Consider the following 22,879-nt stretch of genomic DNA (forward strand, 5'->3'; position numbering starts at 1 on the left):
ATGTGAGGCAACATGGTTTCCACACGCCCCTGTGCTGTCCGCTCAATCTCTAACAGGTGTGGATACAGCTTCTCGCTCATCAGCAGATGGTTGTAGAGAATGGGGCGATGTTCCTTTAGGTAGGATTTTCGCATTCTGCCGTACTTGCCGATAGAAGTTTCCGGCTGTTCAGAAAGTTTTAGGTTGGGTATATCATAATCTCCACAACGAATGTAAGTCAACTTACTCATATTCATTCTCCTTTGCTTCGTGATGATTAGACTGCTGCGCTGGCTGCTATGCTGCCTTTGCGTGGTTCTTCTTTCGGCAGCTGTCCGACAGTAGAAAAAACGCCTTTTTTCATATCCTCAGCCCGGATCAGGGCTTTCTTAGCGTCCATTTCCGCTTTTTTCTTCGCCTTGATTTTGTCCTCATACTGTTTCTGTGCGCCGCTGGCTTTCCGCTTCAAATAATTCTGATGAAGCCTGTCCTTGCGTTCTTCTTTTTTCTGCAGTTCTTCCTGTTCCTCCGGGGTTAAAGGAACCGGCTGTAAGGATGGTGGGATATAGCGTCCTAAAAAATTGAAGTAGATTTCAATTTCCTGCGTGGTGTCCTGGCTGCCTTTTCGGGCGCGTTCGTGGACAAGGATTTTCTCTACAAACTCGTTGAGCATGGTGTTTGTCAGCGTGTCAAAATTCTCATACTTATCAATCAGGGCTATAAATTTCTCTGCGGATTTCTGGCTCTGCTCATAGCCGGTAACAGCCTTTTCCAGCTCCGCAATTTCAATCTCAAGTGCGTCCTGCTCTTTGGCATACTGTGCATCAAGCGCCCTATATCGTGCATCCGACAGCTTGCCGAGGGCATTGTCCTCATAGATTTTGCAAATCAGTTTTTCCAGTTCTCCGGTTCTCTTTTGAGCAGCAGCCAGACGCCTGCGCTTTTTCGATATATCGGCACTCTGTTGAGCAACCTGCGTTTCCTGAACGGTGTGAATAAATTCCGTCCGGTCATTTCTGGAATATTCAGCGATAGCCCGGAGCGTGTCAGAAACCAATGTCAGAACAGCACTCTCATTGATACGGTGTTGTGTAGGGCATAGTGTCCCACACGGAACTTTGGTATAATTGGAACAGGTATATTGAGAAATCCGCCTGCCATTGTTGATGCGGTGGACATACATCTTGCCGCCACAATCGGCACAATAGAGCAAACCTGTGAGGGGAGCCGCTTCGCCCCAGCCGTTTGGATAACGCCGTACATTGCTGCGGATTTTCTGCGCCAAATCAAAGGTCTGCTGGTCGATAATGGCTTCATGGGTATTCTCAAAGATCGTCCATTCATCCTCAGAAACATAGTGGCTTTTCTTGTCCTTAAAGTGCTTGCGGGTCTTGAAATTGATGGTATGCCCTAAATACTCTCGTTTTTTCAAAATGTTCACGATGGTAGATGATCCCCATCCATAGGGGTCTTTGACCGGCTTTGAACGGTTCACACCTTCGTTGAATCGGGCAAGGTGTACGACAGGAATTTCAATCCGGTCTGCGGACAACTTGCAAGCGATCTGATAAGGCCCATATCCCTCCAGCGTGAGGGAAAAGATACGGCGTACCACTTCGGTGGCTTCCTCATCTACCAGCCAATGTTCCCGCTTTTCATCCCACAAGTAGCCGTAAATCACGGTGCCTGTCAGGTGCTTACCGCTCATGCCTTTTGACTTAAACACAGATCGGATTTTCCGGCTGGTGTCGCGGGCGTAAAACTCATTCATGATATTGCGGAAGGGCGTAAAATCATCGTCGCCTTTCAGACTGTCCACGCCATCGTTGATGGCAATTAACCGTACGCCGCGCTGCCGCAAAATCTCCATGACCTGGCCGACTTTCAGATAGTCACGCCCTAACCGGCTCATGTCCTTGATGACGATTGCCTCTACACGCCCTGCCTCCACTTCCTCCATCATCGCCAAAAATCCGGGGCGGTCAAAACGGGTGCCTGAGATACCATCATCGGTAAAGTGCGTAGGGTTGGGCAGCCCATTCCGGCGGGCAAAATCCTCTAACATCTGCTTTTGGTTGGATATGGAATTGCTCTCGCCCTGTAACTCATCGTCCCGGCTCAGGCGCTCGTACAGTGGGGTAATTTTTTCATTTCTCATGGCTGTACCTCCTGATACAAAAATGCTCTAAGTAATTGCTTCACTAACCATGACAAAATCATGATTAAGAAGTCACTTAGAGCATATATCACCGCTGGCGAGCTTGTATTTCTTATACTGCCTCACGGCGAAGTGCTGGAGGCTGCGACGTTCCAACCCGTCAAACATATAGTCCACCGCATTTTTGAAGGTTTCGTCATCCTCCCGGACTTCCATGCTGTTTATCATTTCCACCAGCGTATTCATGTTGCGTTCTTCCTCCGGCCCCTCAAAGACAATGTAGGCCACAAGGGCGCAGTACAAGAGGGTTTCAGCTTTAGTCCAGAACTCGTCGCCCTCCTTGCCGTCGCCTTTGGTGTTGGCGATCAGAGCAGTAACGAATTTCAAAACATCGCTTTCCGTCTTGATATAGGCCAGCGGATTGTAGTGCATGGATTTTGAAAAGTCGATACTGTTGAACACCCGCACCCTGTATTTCTCCCGTTGCAGGAACCGCCCGCACTGATCGAGGGTGCCGCCCTTCGGGTCTACCACCACATACGAGGAATGAGCTTGAAGAAGCTGCGGGGTCAGCCAGAACCTTGTCTTACCCGAACCGGACGAGCCGATGACACAGGCGTTTAGGTTCCGGGCATTGGCGGGTATTTTCGGACGGGTGTTCATGGTCAGGAACTCCGTCCCGGTCAGAATGACATTGTTCTGAAATTTAGGGTCTACAAACGGCTTTATATCCTCCTTTGTTCCAAAGCGGGCGGTGCCGTACTCTGCATCCCGCCGGAATTTTTTCGCCTGCCTGATCTTTGACTGTATCAGCAGATACACCCCAGCCGCACCGGCAAGGCCCACCAGCAGGTCAATACCGCCAAGCCCCGGCCAGTAGGTTTCAAAGGCTTTGGGGAAGGTATCGAGCATCCCCATGAGCTTTGTCCCGAAGTCTGTGCCGGGGGCGATCCGGTAGGCCGTCCCGATTTTGGAGAAGAACCAGAACACAAAGAGGTACGGCAGGTTTGGGAGCACATATTTTCTAATCTTGTCACTCAACGTCCGTCCTTCACCGCCTCTCTGGTCCGCTGCTTTTCCTTTGCCTGCGTCCTGATCTGCTCCGTGAATTTCCGAAGCTGGCCGAGGATGGAAGCCTTGTCCTGCTCTTTGTTCAGCACCTTTGCGCTGTACTTCTGGAAGGCCGCCGTGATAGCGTCCGCCTGATTGGCTTTGAAAAACAGTAGGTAATGACCGGGGCTCACTTTATGGAAAGCGTAGTCCACATGGAACTCCTTCGCAATCCGGTCAAAATCCTTTGGGGCTCCCACATAGGGCATAGCGCTTTTGCCGCCATAGTGGTTCATCAGCTTTTTTACGCTCTGGCGTCCCTGCGGGGTCAGCGCCTTCCGGTGGTGCTTTTGCACCGCCCGCGCCACCTTTCCAAGAGCGGCAGCCAGCACTTTTCCCGTGAGCTTCGTTGTCCTGATCGAAAGGGCAACCGTTTTTTGGTTTACTTCTTCCTGCATAAAACCTCCTTTCCGTCGGGGTTCCCGCTATCCGGGAGGCCCCCGTACAATCTCGGGGAACAGAAAACCTCGGGCCAATGTGGCCCGAGGCTTACCGCTCGGCATCCCTGCCGGACGGAGCTTTCTTTTCCGGCTCCGTCTGGACTTTTTCGCCCTGTTCCCGCATGGTCTGCAAGATAGAGGGCTTCTTTTGAAGCTGGGAGGGCTTTTCGCCAGACAGCGGCTTGATACATTCCAAACGGTCAGCCGCCCGGATGGCGTTGTCCGTGAGCTGCCTCTGCCATGCACCCACGCTGGGAGCCCAGCGGAAACCGTTGCTTTTCAGCTCGGCCCGGGTGTCCGCGTCAGGCTTTCCGTCAAAGAACACCTGCAAGCGGTTGTCCTCCCGGTTCATTTCCACACGGCCCCCGTCGAACTCCCAACCGGAAAATTCCTGCTGTGCCTGTTTGGAAAGCTGTTCGATACGGGCCTTTACCCGGCGGATCTCCGCATTGTTGTTAGTAAGCTGGTAGCTTTCAAAGGGCCTCGGGTCGCTCCGCCAGCTTGACGCCATGCTTGCTTTCAGCTTTTCAATCTGGTCTGGCGACAGTAGCGCACAGCCATCCAGCTTGCCATGCTTGCGGTAATAGGCGTTGACCTCCTTCATAATGAGCTGGGAGCGTTCCAGCCCGTCCAGCTTCTTCTGGAGCTTTTCGATGACCGCCGGGTCATCGGCGCTGATCCCGCCCATGCCGGTACTGCGTATCTTATCCAGAAGCCCTTGAATATACCGCCATTCCTCCATGTTGCTGTCCCGAGCCCGGTTTTGCTTTTCCTTTTTTCCCACCGGGAAATTGGCAGGTCCGGCGATCATCACAGAGGGAACCCTTGCGTCAATGGCAAAGCCCTGGTTCATGTTTTCGGCCAGCTTGCGGGCGTAGGTGTCTAACAGATGGTCGATCTTCTCATGGTACATGGGGTCCACCCGGGATTTCTGCTGTTCCGCTATGGCGGCGGCCTTGTCCACCATTGCCCGGTATTCCGCCGTTGCGCTCCCTTCCTTGTAGTCGGAAAAGCTGTTCATTTCCTTTGCCCGGCGGGCGGCTCCTTCATTGATAGGGTAATAGTTGATGGTATGCACCTCCTTCATGCTTCGGGCCATGCTGGCCCGAAGTCTTACCGTTCTTCATGGGAAGGCCCCGCCTTGTCCTTTTTCGGAGCGGGCGGGGCTTCTTGAAACCGTTTGAGTGCAGCGAGAATGGAGTGGACAGGCTCGGCCTTTTCAGGATAGGCAAATATCCGGTGTTCCGGCGGAATGTCCTGCGGCCCGTGGTAATACTCCTTGAAGCCCTCCGGGACTGCCGACACATACCCACCGGGAGCGAATACGCCGCCCTCGTTGATACGCACATCCCGCCCATATGCTTCATAATCGAAGTAGTTCTGAATGTGCTCCGGTATGTCGATAGTCCCAAGCTCGTCGGCGTAAAGACGGCCCAGCCCTTCATCATCGGAAATATCCGGGTAAAAGCGGTAAAGGTCAAGGTTCTGCGTCAGGTTTATCAAATCCTTCACGCTCCTTGTGTGGTTTCCTAAGACAAGAGCGGCTTCAAAGGTTTCCAGTCCGCCCTTATCCCGTACTTCCAGCAGGGCGTGGCCCAGCTCGTTCAGCTCGTCGATGTTCTCACATTCGTAGAGATGATCGTAGAGCCCCAGCACATCACTGTCAAAGCTGGTAAAGAACACTTCGCTGTACCGTTTTCCGTCTATCCCGATTTTGGCAAGGGCGGCCTGCAACTCCTGTGTCGTCATGGGGAAATGTACCGTTGTCCCTACCTCAATCCCCATTAAGGGGTATAGGGCTGTATTGGTTATATAGGCTTCAAACATGGGCTCATTCCTCCTTTCCGGCCCGGTCAGCCAGCACCTCATAAATCCCGGCCATAATGTAATCGGCGCAAGGGAGGGCAATCGCATTTCCCAGCGCCTTGTAGCGTTGCAGAGGCCGAATCTCCACGCCGTCCGCCCCGTACTTTGTCCAGCCCTCTGGCAGCCCCATCAGCCGTTCGCTTTCTGTTTCCGTCAGAAAACGGATACAGCCGCCCTCCGGGTCGCCCTCATACCAGAAGGCAAAGGGCGTTACATCACTGGCTAAAAGAGTGGGAAAAGGGTCAGTTGGTAATCCGAAGCTGTTTCGGAAGGCCGTTTCTTCCTGCCTTTTTGCCGCTCCCCGCATACGGAAGCACTGAAATGGGTGGATGACTGGTATCTGCCGCCCTGTTTCAAAAGAAGCTGTTCGATCTCCTTCGGCGGCGGCCCGCCCGCCCTCTCCGCAAGGCGGAGGAAGTGGGAGCATTGGACGGGGCTTAAATAGTATGTCTGCGGCACATCTGCCTCCAAAATCCGCCACGACGAAAATCCGCTGCCTTCGTGCCAGCCTTCGGGAGCCTGCCCAATACTGGGCGTCCATGAGCCGCCAGCACACATCAGGCGTTCCCCCTCGCACCATTCCGGCGTTTCCCCATTTTCCCGAAGGAGGCATTGGAACTTCGGTGTCCGAGAAGGCGGATAGGACGGCTCTAAAGTCCATCCGGTCATTTGTAGAAAACGCTCCCATGACGTTTTCCCAAACAGCGATAGCTGGATATAGGTTATCAGTAGCATCCCTCATTTCCTGTATGATACGAAACGCCTGATAGAACAGGCTTGATTTTGCCCCGGCAAGGCCGGAGCGGTTGCCGATCAGAGAAAGGTTCTGACAGGGAGAGCCGAAGGTTATCACATGGACCGGCGGGATTTTCCCGCCGTCCACCTTCGTAATATCCCCCAAATGCACCATGTCGGGAAAGTGCCTTTTGGTTATGGAGATGGGCGCTTTTTCAATCTCGCTGGCCCAGACCGGACGGATACCGCACCGGGAAGCAGCCAGAGGGAACACGCCAATCCCGTCGAAAAGGCTCCCCAGCTTAATGTCCGGCATGGCCCGGGGTGCCGTGTCCCTTCACGGCAAGCACCCCTTCCAGCGTTGTCGCCGCAATGCCCAGCCGTCCGGCAACCGCAATATCGTTTTTCACATCCTCGTCCACAGCGCTGCCGCAGACGATCAGGGTGTGGGAGCGCCGCAGCATATCCCGGCGCATATCGATCCCGGCCTTATGTTCCTCGGGAACGCTGTCATTCAAAAACAGCGGCAGATACAAGAGCGGGCAGATCGGGGAAAAGCCCGCCTCATAAGCAAGGCGGCAGTAGTGGGCCGCCAGCTCCATATCAACATCCGGCTCGCCGCTCCATGCGGCGGTCAGGTATGCTAAAGGTCGTTTCATTGGTTGAACCTCCATTTCTGTTTTGGTTTAGGGAAAAGCAAGGTATCGCCCAACCCCTCCGCCCCTTCCCCCGGGAAGGGGAACGGCTCTGGAGAATTTATATCCCCGTCGCTTGATCGGGAAAAAGCATAACCGGGAGAAATCCGTCAAGGGTGCCTCTGGCACCGCCTGCGGCAGCGCTGCCCTTGACTGATTTTCCCGGCTATGCTACGGAATAACTGGCGACGGGGAATAATTTATATCTCCAGAGCTTCGGGGCGCGGGGCAGAGCCCCGCAATCCTCGGGCCACGTTGACCCGAAGTTTCGGCTTACTTTTCCTGTTCGTTTTTCTTCTCCGGCTTTTCGTGTTCCTTCTGCTGGCCCTTCCAGTCGTCCAGCAGCTTGATAATCTGGTCCTTCATTTCCCTCGGCGTAGTTTCCTTGCCGAAATACTTGCTCAGTTCCGCACCTGTCAAAATCACTTTGTCTACCTCCTTTTTGTCCTCCATCATAATGCCGTCGATCACGTCCCCGTTGAGCAGCTTCTTTTCGTCCAACTCACGCATACGCTTTGCCTGCGCCTGTGAAGGCGAGGACTGCTGGCTGTCAATGGCGACGGCGATATAGTTCTGGTTCTTCTTGCCGATATAGGAAAGCTCCACCGCCGTAGTAAAACCCAGCTTTTTTTCATCCATCAGCTTCATCAGGTCTGGAACCAGCTCATTGAGACGGATATACCGCTGCACCTGCTTGACGGCCATCTTGTTCCGCTCGGCCACGATCTCGTTGGAGCGTTTACCTGCGTCCTTCGGGTCAATCTGGCCCGAAGTGCGGGAGCCCTGGTGCTTGATGGCTTCAAGCTGCATTTTTAAGGCTTTGGCCCGCTCACTGGGGAGGATTTCTTCACGCTGGTTCAGATTGTCCTCCACCATCTGTGTGATGGCTTCATCATCTGTCAGGTTTCGGACGATACAGGGCATATCCGCATATCCGGCAAGCTCACTGGCTTTCTGGCGGCGGTGGCCGGACACGATCTCATAGCCGCCATCCTCACGGGGACGGACGATAGCGGGCTGGGTCACGCCCTTGTCCTTGACGCTGGACACCATAGCCCGCATTTCTTCATCATCCCGGACTTCAAAGGGATGGTTCTTGAAGGCGTGGAGTTCGTTCAGCTTGATATAGACGATCTGCTCCTTGCCCCGGCGTGGAGCATCCTTTGGCTTTTCGGGTCCTTTCGGAGCGGGAGCGGCCTGTATCGTTGGAGCCGTTTTTTTCTCCGGTTCCTTTTTGACCGCCTTTTCCGGTTTCTGTGCGGGAGCTTTGGACTTCGGGGCTGCGTCCTTGTCCTTATTTGCTTTCGGGGGACGTCCCCGGCGCTTCGGCTGTTCCGGCTCTTTGGGTTTTTCCTCTGCTTTTTTCGGAGCCTCCGGCTGCTTTTCCGGTTTCTCCGCTTTTGCCGGGTCAGGCTTTTCCACGCCGGGAGCTGCCGCCCGTTCCTCGACTTTCTTTTCCTTCATAATTTCAGCGAAGTTATAGACAGAAACCTGTGGGTTCTTTACCTCTGGTTCCGTCTTTTTTTCCGGCTTCGGGGAAACGGAAACCTTCCCCGGCTCTTTTGGGGGAGCGGGAGGCGTTTCCTTGCCCGGCCCGCTATCCGTTACCGGCTGTTCCGGCGTTTTTGTGGTTTTATCATCTGCCATAAGCATTTACCTCCTGTTTTTTGGCATGAAAAAAGGGGCTCAACTTTTCAGTCAAGCCCCCGTGGGAAGTTCCTCCTTTCTCCGCCATGATACAAAAATACCGCCCGTAGTCTCGTTTGGGCGGTACTTTGTGTAAGATTGGCAGTCCATTATTAAGTTTTTTATTATGTTCCCTTTGTACACCGTTGCAAACCGCAGCGAAGGCAAGGCGACGCGGTACTATATCGACGAGTTTCATTTGCTGCTCAAAGAGGAACAGACCGCAGCGTACAGCGTTGAGATTTGGAAGCGTTTTAGAAAATGGGGCGGTATTCCGACAGGTATCACCCAAAACGTGAAAGATTTGTTATCGTCCCGCGAGGTGGAGAACATTTTTGAAAACAGCGATTTTGTGTATATGCTCAACCAAGCCCAGGGCGACAGGGAAATCCTTGCAAAGCAGCTTAACATTTCGCAGCAGCAAATGACCTATGTAACCCATTCCGACGCGGGCGAGGGGCTTATCTTCTATGGCAACGTGATTTTGCCCTTTATTGACCGTTTCCCGCAAGATACGGAACTCTATCGTGTAATGACGACCAAACCCGGCGAGGTGTCGGCATGAGGATAGAAATGGACAAAATCTATTGCGGCGACAGCTTGCAGGTGCTTCAAACCTTGCCGGAAAATGCAGTTGATTGTTGCGTAACGTCCCCACCCTACTATGCCTTGCGGGACTACGGCGCAGACGGGCAGATCGGACGGGAAGCAACGCCGGAGGAATATGTTTCCCGTATTACGGCGGTATTCCATGAGGTAAAGCGGGTGCTTACGCCGGAGGGTACTTGTTGGCTGAATATCGCGGACACTTATTGCGGCACAGGCAGCAAAGCCGACCACCAAGACCCCAAATACCCCAAAGGCAGGAACGGGCAGCAAGTGGCGTTTAACCACCGCGCCCCCGGCTGCAAGCCCAAAGATTTAATTGGTATTCCGTGGCTTGTAGCCCTCGCCTTGCGGGGCGACGGTTGGTATTTGCGCAGTTCTATCATTTGGCACAAAACAAACCCCATGCCGGAAAGCACGCGGGACAGGCCGACCCGCTGCTATGAATATGTGTTTCTGCTTACCAAGTCAAAGAAGTATTATTACGATTGGCAAGCAGTAGCCGAGCCGATAGCCCCCACAACGGCGGGGCGGCTGAAAAGCGGAGTTAGCAAAGGAAATAAGTATAACGTTACTGTTCCGGGGCAAAACCAACCGCAGAAAATCAACCGCCCCCGCGAAAAGGGCGCATACGCCGACGAGTTGATTTCTCCCGTCCGCAGCCGCCGCAACGTTTGGCAGATTAACAATGTCGGCTATCATGGCGGGCATTTCGCAGCGTTCCCGCCGAAACTTGCGGAAACGTGCATTTTGGCGGGCTGTCCCATCGGCGGGATTGTCCTTGACCCCTTTTTCGGCAGCGGCACGACGGGCATGGTAGCAAAACGGCTTAACCGCCGCTATATCGGCATTGAGTTAAACCCCGACTATTGCGAACTTGCAAAACAGCGGATTGGAGGTGATGAAGATTGAGCAAGGAACTGAAAGCCCCCGACAAGGTAACGCAAAAAATGACCCGCGACGGTGCGGTTGCGGAAAACCTCACGACGGGCGAAACGTCCAGTATCAGCGAAAGGCCGCAGGAAGAAAACTATTCAGCCCCCGCAGGGGTGGCAGCGGAAAAGGTTGTGCAGCATATCGGCGCAGAGATTGAGCGACACGCAGCAAAAGGCGCGGAGAAAAAAGCCCTTGACGCGACGCAGCCTAAAACCCATTCTTCCCGCTTGCAGTTTTCCGAAGCGGAACGGGCAACGCCGGAACTTCAAAAAGCGATCAAGAAATCGGATAAGGCGGCAGACTGTTTAGACGCAGCGCGGGCGGCTATCCCCAAGCAGACCAAAATCAAGAAAGAGCGCGTTTTTGACGAAGCGAAAGGCAAGGCAAAGACGCGCCTTTCCTTTGAAAAGACGGATAAGCCCCCAAACGGCAAGTTGCGGCATAACCCCTTATCCCGTCCGGCACAGGAGTTAAACAGTACCGTACATGGGAAAATCTACGAGGTAGAGAAAGAAAACGTCGGTGTGGAAAGCGGGCACCGGGTAGAACTTGCCGGAGAGAAAGCGGGCGGCATGGCGGCGCGGGCAGTTAAGGGCGGCATACGCCGCCATAAGCTGAAACCCTACCGGGCAGCGGCGGCAGCGGAAAAACAAGCGGTAAAGGCAAACGCAGATTTTCTCTATCAAAAGGCGTTGCACGATAACCCCGCGCTTGCGCACTCCAACCCCATTTCCCGTTTTTGGCAGAAGCAGCGCATTAAAAAGCAGTATGCAAAAACGCTGAAAGCGGGCGGCAAAGCGAAAAAAACCGCTGAAGCCACCGCAAAGGCGGCGAAGAAAACCGCGCAGGAAACCAAACGGGCGACGTTCTTTGTTGTCCGGCATTGGAAAGGCTGCTTGATTGTGGGCGGGATTGCCTTTATCGTGCTGCTGCTTTTCGGCGGGCTGTCCTCTTGCTCCCTCTTTGGCGGCAACAGCGGCAGCGGCTTGATTGCGTCGTCCTATCTCTCCGAGGACGCGGATATAACGGGCGCGGAAAGCGCGTATGCCGCTATGGAAGCCGAGTTACAAGATATGCTGGACAATATCGAAAGCGAATACCCCGGCTATGACGAATACCGGGTAAACGCGGACGAGATCGAGCATGACCCCTATGTGCTAATTTCTATCCTTTCCGCGTGGCATGAGGGCGTGTTTACACTCGATGAAGTGCAAAGCACCCTTGAAATGCTCTTTGAGAAACAGTATATCTTGACGGTCGAGGAAGAAGTACAGGTACGCTACCGCACCGAAACAAGGACGGACAGCGAGGGCAACCCCTATACGGTTGAAGTCCCCTATAACTATTACATTCTTCATGTGGATTTGGAAAACTTCAACCTCTCCCATGTCCCCGTTTACATCATGGGCGAAGAACAGCTATCCATGTACGCTATGTATATGTCGTCGCTGGGAAACAGACCCGACCTTTTCCCGCAATCCGGCTATGTGTCTAAATACTATGAAAACCCGCCCGCCGATTATGAAGTACCCGCCGCGCTGCTGGGTTCCGATGAAAAGTTTGCGCGGCTCATGGAGGAAGCAGATAAATACGTCGGTTTTCCCTATGTGTGGGGCGGCAGCACCCCGGAAACCTCTTTTGATTGCAGCGGCTTTGTGAGTTATGTGTTGACGAACAGCGGCCTATACAATACGGGCAGACTTGGGGCGCAAGGGCTTTACAACATCTCAACCCCTGTTTCTAACCCGCAGCCGGGGGATTTGGTGTTCTTTACGGGTACATACGACACCCCCAGCGTTTCCCATGTGGGGATTTATGTGGGCGAGGACGGGGACGGAAGCCCCGTCATGCTGCATTGTGGCGACCCTATCCAGTATTCAAAGCTGGACACCAGCTATTGGCAATCCCACTTTTACGCCTACGGGCGGTTAAATTACAATTAAAAGGAGTTGAAAAATGAATATTGTATCTTTTGGCGGCGGCACGAATAGTGCCGCCTTACTTATTGGCCTATACAAGCACAAAATCCCGATTGACCTTATCACCTTTGCCGATACGGGCGCGGAACACCCGCATACCTATCAATTTATCGAGATAATCAATCAATGGCTTGCGGAACACGGTATGCCGCAGATTACCGTTGTGCAGTATGTTGACCGCTACGGCAACCGCCTATCTCTTGAAACCGAGTGCTTGCGCTCTCATACGCTCCCGTCGATTGCCTACGGGCATAAGCGTTGTTCGCAGAAACACAAAATCGCACCGCAGGAAAAGTTTTGCAACCACTATGCGCCTTGCCGCGAAGTATGGCAGCGCGGCGAGAAAGTCAACCGCTATATCGGCTATGACGCGGGAGAAGTGAAACGGTATGAACATTCCCGCAAGTACAACGAAGCCGACAAAAAATATCATAACCGCTACCCCCTCATTGAAGAATGGGGCTGGAACAGGGACGATTGTATCCGGGAAATCAAAGCGGCAGGATTGCCGCAGCCGGGTAAATCGTCCTGTTTCTTTTGTCCGAGCATGAAGAAACAAGAGATTTTATATCTCAAAGAACACTATCCCGATCTATTTAACCGGGCGGCGACTTTGGAAGAAAACGCTATGCCCTATCTTAAAACCGTTAAGGGATTGGGGCGCAGCTATTCATGGAAAGAACAGTTTGGAAAGGAGTAAATGACTATGGCGAACACGAAACTTGACCGTATCGAAAGGGATATTGAGAAAACGAGGGCAAAAATCCTTGAACAGCAAAAGAAGCTGAAAGACCTTGAAGCGCAGAAAGTCGAGGAAGAAAACGCGCAGATCGTGCAAATGGTAAAGGCGGTACACCTTGACGGGACGCAGCTTGCCGCGTTCCTCTCCGCTTACGCCAGCGGCGAAATCACCTTGCCGCAGCCGGAAGCCACTTACCCCGCCGAACAGGAGGACAACGACAATGAAGAATAAAAAGATAATCCGAAAGTTTACCGTATTGCTTGCCGCACTGGTTATCATGTGCGGCTTTTCTGTTACCGCTTATGCGGGCGGTGGCGATGAAAGCGACGACACGCCTACCCCCGTAACCGAGGAAACCCCCGCGCCGGAAACCGAGCCGGAAGAAACGACGGGCGGCTATGAGCCGCAGCCCCTTACCCCGGACGGGAATATGTCCCTTGTGGACGATATAACGGGTGAAGCGTCCGGCGACAAGCAGTTTATCACCGTCGTTACCAAAAGTGGCAACTATTTTTACATCATCATTGACCGCGCCGAGGACGGGGAAAATACCGTCCATTTCCTTAACCAAGTGGACGAAGCGGATTTAACCGCCCTTATGGAGGACGGGCAGACCGAAGCCCCCGTTTGTAGCTGCACCGATAAATGCGTTGCCGGAAGCGTCAACACCGCTTGCCCGGTTTGCAGCGTCAACATGAGCGAGTGCGCGGGTGTGGAAGCCGAGCCGGAGCCGGAAGAAACCGAGCAGCCGCCGGAAGAAGAAAAAGGCGGCGGCATGGGTATTCTGCTTGTCGTGCTGCTTGTTGCCGCAGCGGGCGGCGGCGCGTTCTACTACTTTAAGATTTTGAAGCCCAAAAAGGACGCGGCGAAAGGCAGCAGCAGCCTTGACGACCTTGATTTTGACGAGGACGACGAGGAAACGGAAGTAGTCGAAACCGAACAGACCGAGCAGGAGGACGATAATCTATGAAACTTGTAATTGCAGAAAAACCGAGCGTCGGGGCGGCGATTGCCGCCGTTATGGGCGCGAATGAAAAGCGCAGCGGATATTTTGAGGGCGGCGGCTACCTTGTGTCGTGGTGTATCGGGCATTTGATTAGCCTTGCAGACGCGGCGACCTACAATGAACAATTCCGTAAATGGAAGTACGACGATCTTCCCATTGTCCCGCAGGAGTGGCAGTTTATTGTTGCCAGCGGCAAGGAGCAGCAGTTTTCCATTCTCAAAGACCTTATGCACCGCAGCGACGTTACCGAGATTATCAATGCTTGCGACAGCGGGCGCGAGGGGGAACTCATTTTCCGCTTTGTCTATGAACAGGCGAATTGCAAAAAGCCCTTTTCCCGCCTTTGGATTAGCAGCATGGAAGCAAGTGCAATCCGCGAGGGCTTTTCAAATCTCAAAGACGGGCGCGGCTATGACAACCTCTATCAATCCGCGCTTTGCAGAGCAAAGGCCGATTGGCTCATTGGCATTAACGCGACCCGCCTTTTCTCTATCCTCTACCATAAAACATTGAATGTCGGCAGAGTGCAAACGCCCACCCTTGCTATGCTGGTAAACCGCGACTATGCAATCAGCAGCTTTAAGAAAGAGAAATATCATGTCGTCCGGCTGGACGTTGGCGGCGTTGCCGCCCTTTCCGAAAGGCAGGACGACGAAGCGGCGGCGCGGCAGATGAAAGCGGCTTGCGAGAAATCGCAGGCCGTTTGTACTTCCCTTAAAAAAGAGAAAAAGACCGCAGCCCCGCCGAAACTGTTTGACCTCACCGCCTTGCAGCGGGAAGCAAACCGTTTGTATGGGTTTACGGCGAAACAGACCCTTGACTATGCGCAAGCCCTTTATGAAAAACGGCTTTTGACCTATCCCCGCACCGACAGCAAATATATCACTTCCGATATGGAGGGCAGCACAAAGGAACTTATCACCGGCCTTTGCGCTGCTCTCCCCTTTATGCAGGGCGTGAAGCTGCAAGCCGACCTTGCGAGGATTTGCGACAACAGCAAAGTAACCGACCATCACGCCATTTTGCCGACAGCGGAGTTTGTGAAAACGGGCTTTTCTTCCCTTGCCGAAAGTGAGAAAAAGCTAATGACCCTTGTGTGCGCAAAACTGCTTTGCGCCGTTGCCGCGCCCTATGAGTATGAAGCGGTTACGGCGGTTTTCACTTGCGGCGGCTATACCTTTACCGCAAAGGGCAGGACGACGCTTTGCGAGGGTTGGCGCGAGATTGAAAGACTATCCCGCGCCGCGTCCGGGGAACAGGACGAGGACGCAGAGCCGGAAGCGGTTTTACCCCCGCTTGCCGAGGGGCAGACCTTTGACAATCCGGCAGCGGAGATCTCCGAACGTTACACGCAGCCCCCAAAGGCATTTACCGAAGATACGTTACTTTCGGCTATGGAGAGTGCGGGAAAGGAGGACACGCCGGAGGACGCGGAGCGCAAAGGGTTAGGCACCACCGCGACGCGGGCGGGTATCATTGAAAAACTCATTAGCGCGGGCTTTGCCGAGCGCAAGGGCAAAAAGCTAATCCCCACAAAGGACGGGTATAACCTTGTCGCTATTCTGCCCGACAGCCTTACGTCCCCGCAGCTTACGGCAGAATGGGAAACGCGCCTTACCGGGATTGCAAAGGGCAGCGACAGCCCCGCCGACTTCATGCGCGGGATTGAGGAAATGACAGCGGGGCTTGTCAAGACCTATTCCGCGATTTCCGAGGATAAAGCGAAGCTGTTTACCCCGCAGCGGGAAGCAATCGGCACTTGCCCCCGTTGCGGCGCGGCGGTTTACGAGGGCAAGAAAAACTTTTACTGCTCCGACAGGGCTTGCAGCTTTGTGATGTGGAAGAATGACCGCTTTTTTGAGCAGCGCAAAAAGGCTTTCACAAAGGCGATTGCCGCCGCCCTTTTGAAAGACGGAAAGGTAAAAATCAAAGGTATGTACTCGACCAAGACGGGAAAGACCTTTGACGGAGTTGTGCTGCTTGCCGACACAGGCGGCAAGTATGTAAACTTCCGCGTCGAGCAGAACCGAAAATGATAAGGCTTGATGAAAAGCAATACCGCGCCGTAAAGAAAATGACCCGCGCCGCTTGTGCAAACAACGATTGCGGGAATTGTCTGCTGCTGGACGACGGGGAAACTTGCGTTTGTGTGCAGAGTATCAGCTATTCGCTGCTATGCCGCTATTTCCGCGAAGCGGTATTACCCGCCGACAGGCAGCTTTGCGAACAGATCACCCGCAGCGGGGAAACCGATTTGAAGCGTTGCGCGGTATGCGGCAGCACGTTTGCGGCGGGCAGCAACCGGGCGAAATACTGCCCCGATTGCGCGGCAAAGATACGCCGCAGACAGAAAGCCCAAAGCGAGAGAAACAGGCGTTTACGGATAAAAACAACTACATAGCAAGCACAGCAAACGAGTACCCGTTTGCGAGAAATGCCCGCGCTTCCCATAGAGAGCGCGGGCATTTTGCTTGTTGGGATAGTCCCAAACCCTTATATGACCGAGAAAGGACGTGATGAAAGAATATGCCGTATTCCTCATACGACCATGACAAATTAGAAGCCGCCGAAACCATGCGGATAGAACGCCGGATATATTTTGAAGCAAAGGACAGGGAGATTGCCCCTTATGCTTCCTTGCCGATTGCGCAGCTACTTTCCATGCGCAGCGAAAGCGCGGCGGCAGAACAGGCGATTTTTGACGACCTTAAAGAACGCGCCGCCGCATGGGAAGAACAGGCGGGAAGAACGCTTTTGCTGGATAAAACACTTGAATATGTGAGAACGCCGCACGTCCAGCACACCGCTAACGAGTGGCAGACCACCGAGCATAACCGCCATATTCGCAGCAACCGGGTATATCAGATGAATTACTACATTTACGAGAATACCCGCTACGACAAAGAAGCGCAGAAATCTATCCCGTATTCATGGACGCTTACATGGAGCGTGCGCACCAACAGCCCAAGCAGAACCCAAGCGAAGATTGCCGGACAAGATAGAAAGGTTTTCACCGACAAGGCAGCTATGGAAAAGTATCTGAATGGGCGTATCAAAGCGTATGACCGCTTGTTTACGGAAATCTCCCCGCCTATCCCGCAGGAGTACGCCGACTATTTCAAAGTAAACGGTATGCTCATGCCGGACTACACCATAGAGGGCGAAGAACCCCCGCAGCAGCAACAGGCGGCAGCTATCCCCGAAAATACCGGGCAGGAAAAGGAGCGTGAACACATGAGCGAACAGTTTTCTATTATGATAGGCAACCGCAGCCGCTTTGACGCGGGCGACCCCGGCGGCTATTGGTTGGATATGCCCGCCACAAAGGAGCAGTTGCACGAAGCTATGCGGAACGTCGGCATTACCGCCGACAACCCGCAGGATTTTTCCATTCGCGGCTATTCCGACGACCCGGAGAAACATATTGCCTTGCCTTATGAAATGGTATGCGCCGCCGACGTGGACGAACTCAATTTTCTTGCGGCGCGGCTCGAACAGCTTGACCCCGCCGAGGTTGGCAAGCTGAACGCAGCTTTGCAGCAGAAAAACGGGCTTGCAAATATTGGACAGGTAATTGACTTCACCTACAACGTGGATTTTTACGTCCATATCCCCGAAGTACATAACTACCACGATTTGGGCGACTATTACTTAAATCAATCCGGCATGGTACAAATGCCCGAAGAATGGAAAGGCGGCATTGACCTTTCTACTTTTGGCAGGAACGCTGCCGCGCAGGAAAAAGGCGCGTTTACCGAGTACGGCTATATCGTGGAAAGCGGCGACGAGTGGGAACGGCAGTTTGAGGGGCGCGAAGTGCCGGAAGAATACCGCATTATGAGTTACCCGCAGCCGGAGCGCGGCGAACAGGACAAAGCCTATATGGACGCAGCCGAAACGCAGCAAGCAGACGCACAGGCCGCAGAGCCGCAGCAGCCCCGCCCCGTCGTCCCCATTATCCTTACTTCCGAAAAGCCCGCCGAAAAGGTAAAGGAGATCACCGCGCGTTTGGAACAGGGCGTACAGGCGATTTTTGACAGCGACCGCTACAAAGAGTTTCTAACCGCTATGTCAAAGTTCCATGATTATAGTTTGAATAACACTATCCTAATTGCTATGCAGGGCGGCAATTTGGTAATGGGCTTCCGTCAATGGGAAAAGGAGTTTGACCGCCATGTAAAGAAAGGCGAGAAAGGCATTAAAATCTTTGCCCCCGCGCCCTACAAGGTGAAAAAGCTGGTTGATAAAATCGACCCCGAAACGAGAAAGCCCATGCTTGACCGCGAGGGAAAAGTGGTAAAGGAAGAAAAGGAAATCACCGTCCCCGCCTTTAAGGTTATAACCGTCTTTGATATTTCGCAGACCGAGGGCAAGGAGTTTCCCGACCTTTCCGTTAAACCGCTGCTTGCCGATGTGGAGCAGTACGAGGATTTTTTCGCCGCCCTTGAAAAAGCGTCCCCCGTCCCGATTGCATTTGAGCAGATCACAAACGGCGCAAATGGGTATTTCAGTTTGACCGACAAGCGTATTGCAATCAAAGAGGGCGTGAGTGAATTACAGGCGGTAAAGACCGCCATTCACGAAATCGCCCATGCGAAGCTGCACGACGTAGACTTAAACGCCCCGCCGGAGCAGCAAAACCGCGTTGACCGCCATACCTGCGAGGTAGAAGCGGAAAGCGTCGCTTATACGGTTTGCCAGCATTTCGGCCTTGATACTTCCGATTACTCTTTCGGCTATGTGGCTGGTTGGAGCAGCAGCAAGGAAATGACCGAGTTAAAAGCGTCCCTTGAAACAATACAGACCACCGCAAAGGAACTCATTACCGAGATTGAGGGGCATTTTACCGAGTTGCAGCAGCAGCGGCAAGCCGAGCAGGAGCAGGGCGATACCTTTTCCATTTATCAGTTAAAGCGCGGGGACGAAACAAGGGACTTGCGCTTTGAGCCTTATGACCGTCTGCAAGCGGCTGGACTTACCATTGACCGGGTAAATTATGAACTCGTCTATACTGCACCGCTTACAAAGGATATGACGCTGGGCGACATTTGGGAAAGGTTTAATATCGACCACCCCGCCGACTTTAAGGGGCATAGCCTTTCCGTTTCCGACATTGTTGTGCTTCATCAGAACGACGAGGACACCGCCCACTATGTAGACAGTATCGGTTTTCAGCAAGTGCCGGAGTTTTTGCAGGAGCAGCAGACCCCCGTATTTGACAAGCTGCCGCCCGAACAGCAGCAAGCCTTGTCCGACACCGTACAAGACACTTTGCAAATGCTGGTTGACGCAGACAAGCGGATTTATGGCGACGTTACGGGCAAGACCCTTGAAGCAATCGCGGCGCAAGGATATTCCTACAAGGACGGGCAGCTTGAAAAGCAGCAGCCGGAAGCGACCCCCGACAGCCTTTTGACGGGTGAAACCGTTAGAACGCCGAGGGGCAATTTTCATATTACCGATATGAGCCGTGAACAGATCGAAGCGGCGGGATTTGGTTTTCACCATGCGTCGGAGGACGGGAAGTATCTCATTATGGGGAATGGCACACAGGCTTATGCCATAGCCGCCGAGCAGCCGCAGCGGGATAATCCCTTAAAGCACGTCGAGGACACCATAGAGCAGAACGACAACAATTTTGACGGGCTTATCAACAATACGCCGCAAACGCCCACCGTTGCAGATTTTGAGCAGCGGGCAAAGGCGGGGGAAGCGATTTCCGTTACCGACCTTGCAAAAGCGGTAAAAGCCGAGAAACGGGAACAGCCGCAGAAAAAACCGTCCATTTTGAAGAAGCTGGACGAATACAAGAAACAGGCGGCGCAGCAGCCGAAAGATAAACAGAAAGAGCATAAAAAGGATTTGGAGGTTTGATAGCATGAATACCCGCTTTACCATTGAGGAAGAAAACATTGTTGCGATCTACGCCGAGGACAGCCGGGAAACAACGCTTGAAAATATCCTTGCCGCCATGCCCTACATGGACGAGGATATGCGCCAGCTTGCCGCCGCAGCGGTGAACAAGCTGCAAGCCATGACGGACAGCGAGTTTTCCGAAAGGGAGTTTATCTTGACCGACGAGGAATAGCCCATAGAGAACAGGGGCGCGGTTGCCGATTTCCGGCACCGCGCCCCTGTTCTTTTTTTGTCCTTGCGTGGACAATTAGAAAGCCGTTTTTGCGGGTTTGAATATACTTTATCGTCTATGTCGTTTTCATGCGCTGGAAGCCGCAGAAACACAGGCGTTTTCAGCCCTTAACATTCCACTTGCCACCCCATGTTTTGCGCCTTATCGCTCCTGCTCCCGCGCCCTGCTTTGGGACGGGTAAAGAATACTATCGACGTTCTTTTTGACAACGCCGTATTCCTGCATTTGCTTCTTGGCTTGCCGATAATCTTCATACAATTTGGTTTTCCTGTCGTTTAAGCTTCTATACTCCTTGCGCAGCGCGGCGAGATCGGGCAGCTTCTTTATCTGCATTTCCTTTAATGCCCTTGCCGCAGCTTCAAACAGGATAATTTCGCTTTCATGCCCCCGCAGATACTTTTCCTTGTCCGGCGATTTTCGGTATTCATCGTAAATCGGTTTTAACTGTCGGTATGTGGTGGTGTGCTTGATAAGCAGCGACAAATCAGACATACGCTGTTCCACTTCCTTAACCGCCTTTGCCGCCGCGTCATGAGCGGTCATAATATCGGCTATCTTGCTTTCAAGTTCGCTATAATACTCAATCTTGTTTTCGGTTAGGAAGTTCATGCTTTTAGCAGCCTGTTTCAGATTATGGATTTTTGCCCACCGTTCATAGCCCGCCGACTGTTGGGCTTTGATACTGTTTTCAAGATCGACGACAAGCCGGATTTTCTTATCTTCCCGCAGCGTTTTTGTTTTGGCAACATACACGCCCTTGATACGCTCCTTTATCGCTTCTTCCGTATAGGCCGCGCCGAGCGTCTTTGTGCGGGTAAACCGTTCCTGTCCGGCAGCGCGAAAGGAAATGTATTTGCCCTGTTTGATTTCATACCCCATTTCCTGCAAGCGGCGCAGCAGTTCGTCAAAATCTTTCACTTGGGGAATGAGAGTATCTATCGCCGTTTTCAGCTTTGCTTTGTAGCTTGTCCCTTGCTTTTCGGCGGTGTATTCTGCATAGCTTTTTCCCTTGTCCTGTCCCGGTACGACGACGGATAGCCCATGCTCTTTACATATCCTGTCGCTGGTGCGCCGGATAAAGTGATAGCTTTGCTTGTTGGAATGGTACTTTTTGTAGTCAACGAAGCTAACCGCGTTGAAAATCAAGTGATTATGCAGATGGTCTTTATCGACGTGAGTTGTCAAAACAAACTCATACTTGCCGCCTAATACCGCCCCGGCAAGTTCCATGCCGATTTTGTGCGCTTCTTCCGGTGTGGTTTCTCCCACCGCAAAGGATTGTATCAAGTGCCGCCCTAAATGTGTGCCGCGATCTCCGGCAGCTTCCCGCGTCCATGCAAACTCAATATCGGCGGTTTCCAGCCCGCAGCCGAAAGAGGACGCAAGCAGCTTCCCGTCTGTCTTTTCGGGATTTAAGATATAGTCTATCGCAGCCTTTAAGGTTGATTTAATAGGGTGCGTCTTTGTAACCGCCATATCTCGTCCACCGCCTTTTTAATGTCCTCTATATCCTGCCTGTAAACCGTCCCCGTCGCATTGGCGCGTTTTGCAATTTGGTTGATGTTCCGGCTCACCGCTTGCAGTTCCCGGATATATGCTTTTGTGTCGCTTCGGTCAACGACAAGAATATACCCGTCTATCGCCATTTTACGGAAGTATGCCCCATACTGCTTTATGGGAAGCTGCTTCATCTTCTCGTCGATCAGCCGCTTTTCTTCTTCCGTAACGTAAAACTTCATCTGTATATTTCTCTTTCGGTTTTCCATTTCCGCACCGCCTTTCGGTATAAGGGTTTGGGATTATCCCAACAAGCATTTTCCGCAAACGGGTACTCGTTTGCTGTGCTTGCTATCTACTCCATACCCCCACCGAAAGGCGGTATTTGTTGCGCGTTCCTTTGATTTTGGACGCAAAAAAAGATTGCAGCCGCCATGCGCTGCAATCTCCCGATTTCTCATATTGTGAGGTTAATCCTCTGCTTTTTCGACTTCCGTTATCTCCCTTGCTGTTGCGGTTACAATCCGTATGCCTTTATCGCTCATACCGTCCAGCAGCGCGTCAAGCTGCCGCCGCCCGGTGGATTTCTCCGCATTGCTGTTCGGGAAGAAAAATTGATCTACCGAAATATGATACCGGGTTACAAGGTCATAGAATACCTGTAAACTCGGCTGTTGTCCCTTGTTCTCGATATTCGCAAGGTAGCGCGGGGAAATATATAACTCGTCGCTTACCTTTTTGCGGCTCTCGCCGTATTCATTTCTCGCGGCTTTTATAGCTGCCCCGAAAGCCTTAAAGTCGTACAATGGTACGGGTCTTTTTGCCATTTTCATTCACCCTGTTACATTTTACAGTTCACCTTTCTTTTTGGATATGTCCACACAATTCATATCATTAGGTTAAATACTTCCTGTTGTGTATTGACAGTAGACTGATTTTCTGATAAAATAAAATTTATGTAAAAGGAGGCGGCGTTTATGTTGCATAGCATGCGTATTAGATAAGCATTGAAAAAAAGGATTTTCCCATTTTCAACATGGGCTTTTTTGTCATGCTTATTTTGCGGATGCTATACAAAAAACTAACGACGTATAGATATAGTATAGACATAGTGCAAGCTATGCCTTAGTTTTGTTGTACTGCTCTGTGCATTATAAATGCAGGTCAATGCTCATGTTGAGGATTGACCTGCATTTTTTTGTGTAAAAAGGACGAGTGAAATATAATGCTTAAAAAATATTGGATAAAATGTCCGATTTGTAACGGAAAGACGAGAGTTCAAGTATTTCATAATAC

At 52.4% G+C, this 22,879-nt stretch carries 21 protein-coding genes and 2 pseudogenes; 11 read left to right on the top strand and 12 right to left on the bottom strand.

All coding sequences use genetic code 11. The features are described from left to right. The 9 genes and pseudogenes from J3353_RS13590 to J3353_RS13625 form a co-directional block, all read right to left on the bottom strand. Positions 1–230 (bottom strand): TnpV protein (locus J3353_RS13590; RefSeq protein WP_207685068.1); only part of this gene is annotated, 230 nt, incomplete at its 3' end. A gap of 26 nt (positions 231–256) precedes the next feature. Continuing rightward, positions 257–2,137, bottom strand: coding sequence for a recombinase family protein (locus J3353_RS16380; RefSeq protein WP_050617384.1), 1,881 nt, complete (start codon positions 2,135–2,137; stop codon positions 257–259). Positions 2,138–2,227: 90 nt separating this feature from the next. Continuing rightward, positions 2,228–3,178, bottom strand: a pseudogene (locus J3353_RS16385) (type IV secretory system conjugative DNA transfer family protein); the annotation flags it as partial. Then, positions 3,175–3,645, bottom strand: a complete 471-nt coding sequence (locus J3353_RS13600) for a PcfB family protein (protein ID WP_007887898.1) — start codon at positions 3,643–3,645, stop codon at positions 3,175–3,177. The gene J3353_RS13600 and the pseudogene J3353_RS16385, both read right to left, overlap by 4 nt. Positions 3,646–3,736: 91 nt before the next feature. After that, positions 3,737–4,786, bottom strand: a complete 1,050-nt coding sequence (locus J3353_RS13605; protein WP_207685069.1) for a hypothetical protein — start codon at positions 4,784–4,786, stop codon at positions 3,737–3,739. Positions 4,787–4,800: 14 nt separating this feature from the next. Continuing rightward, positions 4,801–5,514: an antirestriction protein ArdA gene (locus J3353_RS13610; RefSeq protein WP_005927704.1), complete on the bottom strand. Its 714-nt coding sequence runs from the start codon at positions 5,512–5,514 to the stop codon at positions 4,801–4,803. A 4-nt stretch (positions 5,515–5,518) separates the two neighbouring features. Beyond that, on the bottom strand, positions 5,519–6,604 hold the full coding sequence (locus tag J3353_RS13615; RefSeq protein ID WP_154251803.1) for a DNA cytosine methyltransferase: 1,086 nt from the start codon (positions 6,602–6,604) through the stop codon (positions 5,519–5,521). Next, positions 6,591–6,947, bottom strand: coding sequence for a hypothetical protein (locus J3353_RS13620; protein WP_003500157.1), 357 nt, complete (start codon positions 6,945–6,947; stop codon positions 6,591–6,593). The genes J3353_RS13615 and J3353_RS13620 overlap by 14 nt, the downstream gene beginning before the upstream one ends. Positions 6,948–7,256: 309 nt before the next feature. Beyond that, complete coding sequence (locus J3353_RS13625; RefSeq protein WP_113993208.1) at positions 7,257–8,636, bottom strand: ParB/RepB/Spo0J family partition protein; 1,380 nt, start codon at positions 8,634–8,636, stop codon at positions 7,257–7,259. Between the two features lie 184 nt (positions 8,637–8,820). Between J3353_RS13625 and J3353_RS13630 the strand changes: the two are divergent. The 10 genes and pseudogenes from J3353_RS13630 to J3353_RS13675 form a co-directional block, all read left to right on the top strand. Further along, a pseudogene (locus J3353_RS13630) lies at positions 8,821–9,234 on the top strand (VirB4-like conjugal transfer ATPase); the annotation flags it as partial. Then, positions 9,231–10,187, top strand: coding sequence for a site-specific DNA-methyltransferase (locus tag J3353_RS13635; protein ID WP_002604477.1), 957 nt, complete (start codon positions 9,231–9,233; stop codon positions 10,185–10,187). The pseudogene J3353_RS13630 and the gene J3353_RS13635, both read left to right, overlap by 4 nt. Continuing rightward, on the top strand, positions 10,184–12,154 hold the full coding sequence (locus J3353_RS13640) for a C40 family peptidase (RefSeq protein WP_207685070.1): 1,971 nt from the start codon (positions 10,184–10,186) through the stop codon (positions 12,152–12,154). The genes J3353_RS13635 and J3353_RS13640 overlap by 4 nt, the downstream gene beginning before the upstream one ends. A gap of 13 nt (positions 12,155–12,167) precedes the next feature. Continuing rightward, positions 12,168–12,890, top strand: a complete 723-nt coding sequence (locus J3353_RS13645; RefSeq protein WP_002604475.1) for a phosphoadenosine phosphosulfate reductase family protein — start codon at positions 12,168–12,170, stop codon at positions 12,888–12,890. 6 nt (positions 12,891–12,896) lie between these two features. Then, entirely contained in the window at positions 12,897–13,163 is a 267-nt protein-coding gene (locus J3353_RS13650; RefSeq protein WP_002584965.1) for a DUF4315 family protein, read from the top strand. Beyond that, positions 13,153–13,902, top strand: a complete 750-nt coding sequence (locus J3353_RS13655) for a DUF4366 domain-containing protein (protein ID WP_002584964.1) — start codon at positions 13,153–13,155, stop codon at positions 13,900–13,902. The genes J3353_RS13650 and J3353_RS13655 overlap by 11 nt, the downstream gene beginning before the upstream one ends. After that, positions 13,899–15,974, top strand: coding sequence for a type IA DNA topoisomerase (locus J3353_RS13660; RefSeq protein WP_002584963.1), 2,076 nt, complete (start codon positions 13,899–13,901; stop codon positions 15,972–15,974). Before J3353_RS13655 ends, J3353_RS13660 begins: the two co-directional genes overlap by 4 nt. After that, positions 15,971–16,339, top strand: coding sequence for a cysteine-rich VLP domain-containing protein (locus tag J3353_RS13665; RefSeq protein ID WP_002584962.1), 369 nt, complete (start codon positions 15,971–15,973; stop codon positions 16,337–16,339). The genes J3353_RS13660 and J3353_RS13665 overlap by 4 nt, the downstream gene beginning before the upstream one ends. 125 nt (positions 16,340–16,464) lie before the next feature. Further along, positions 16,465–19,812: a YodL domain-containing protein gene (locus J3353_RS13670; RefSeq protein ID WP_207685071.1), complete on the top strand. Its 3,348-nt coding sequence runs from the start codon at positions 16,465–16,467 to the stop codon at positions 19,810–19,812. 4 nt (positions 19,813–19,816) lie between these two features. Beyond that, complete coding sequence (locus J3353_RS13675; RefSeq protein WP_002584960.1) at positions 19,817–20,026, top strand: transposon-transfer assisting family protein; 210 nt, start codon at positions 19,817–19,819, stop codon at positions 20,024–20,026. Between the two features lie 201 nt (positions 20,027–20,227). Here the strand turns inward: J3353_RS13675 and J3353_RS13680 are convergent, their stop codons facing one another. The 3 genes from J3353_RS13680 to J3353_RS13690 form a co-directional block, all read right to left on the bottom strand. Further along, a complete protein-coding gene (locus J3353_RS13680; protein ID WP_002584959.1) occupies positions 20,228–21,562 on the bottom strand; it encodes a relaxase/mobilization nuclease domain-containing protein in 1,335 nt (444 codons plus the stop codon). After that, a complete protein-coding gene (gene mobC, locus J3353_RS13685; RefSeq protein WP_002584958.1) occupies positions 21,523–21,852 on the bottom strand; it encodes a plasmid mobilization relaxosome protein MobC in 330 nt (109 codons plus the stop codon). The genes J3353_RS13680 and mobC overlap by 40 nt, the downstream gene beginning before the upstream one ends. A 201-nt stretch (positions 21,853–22,053) precedes the next feature. After that, on the bottom strand, positions 22,054–22,410 hold the full coding sequence (locus J3353_RS13690) for a helix-turn-helix transcriptional regulator (RefSeq protein WP_002584957.1): 357 nt from the start codon (positions 22,408–22,410) through the stop codon (positions 22,054–22,056). Between the two features lie 398 nt (positions 22,411–22,808). Here J3353_RS13690 and J3353_RS13695 point away from each other — a divergent pair. Next, the coding region (locus J3353_RS13695; protein WP_242700978.1) for a cysteine-rich KTR domain-containing protein at positions 22,809–22,879 on the top strand (71 nt) is incomplete at its 3' end.

Origin of the sequence: Faecalibacterium sp. Marseille-Q4137 (assembly GCF_017377535.1) — a bacterium.
GTDB lineage: Bacteria > Bacillota > Clostridia > Oscillospirales > Ruminococcaceae > Faecalibacterium > Faecalibacterium duncaniae.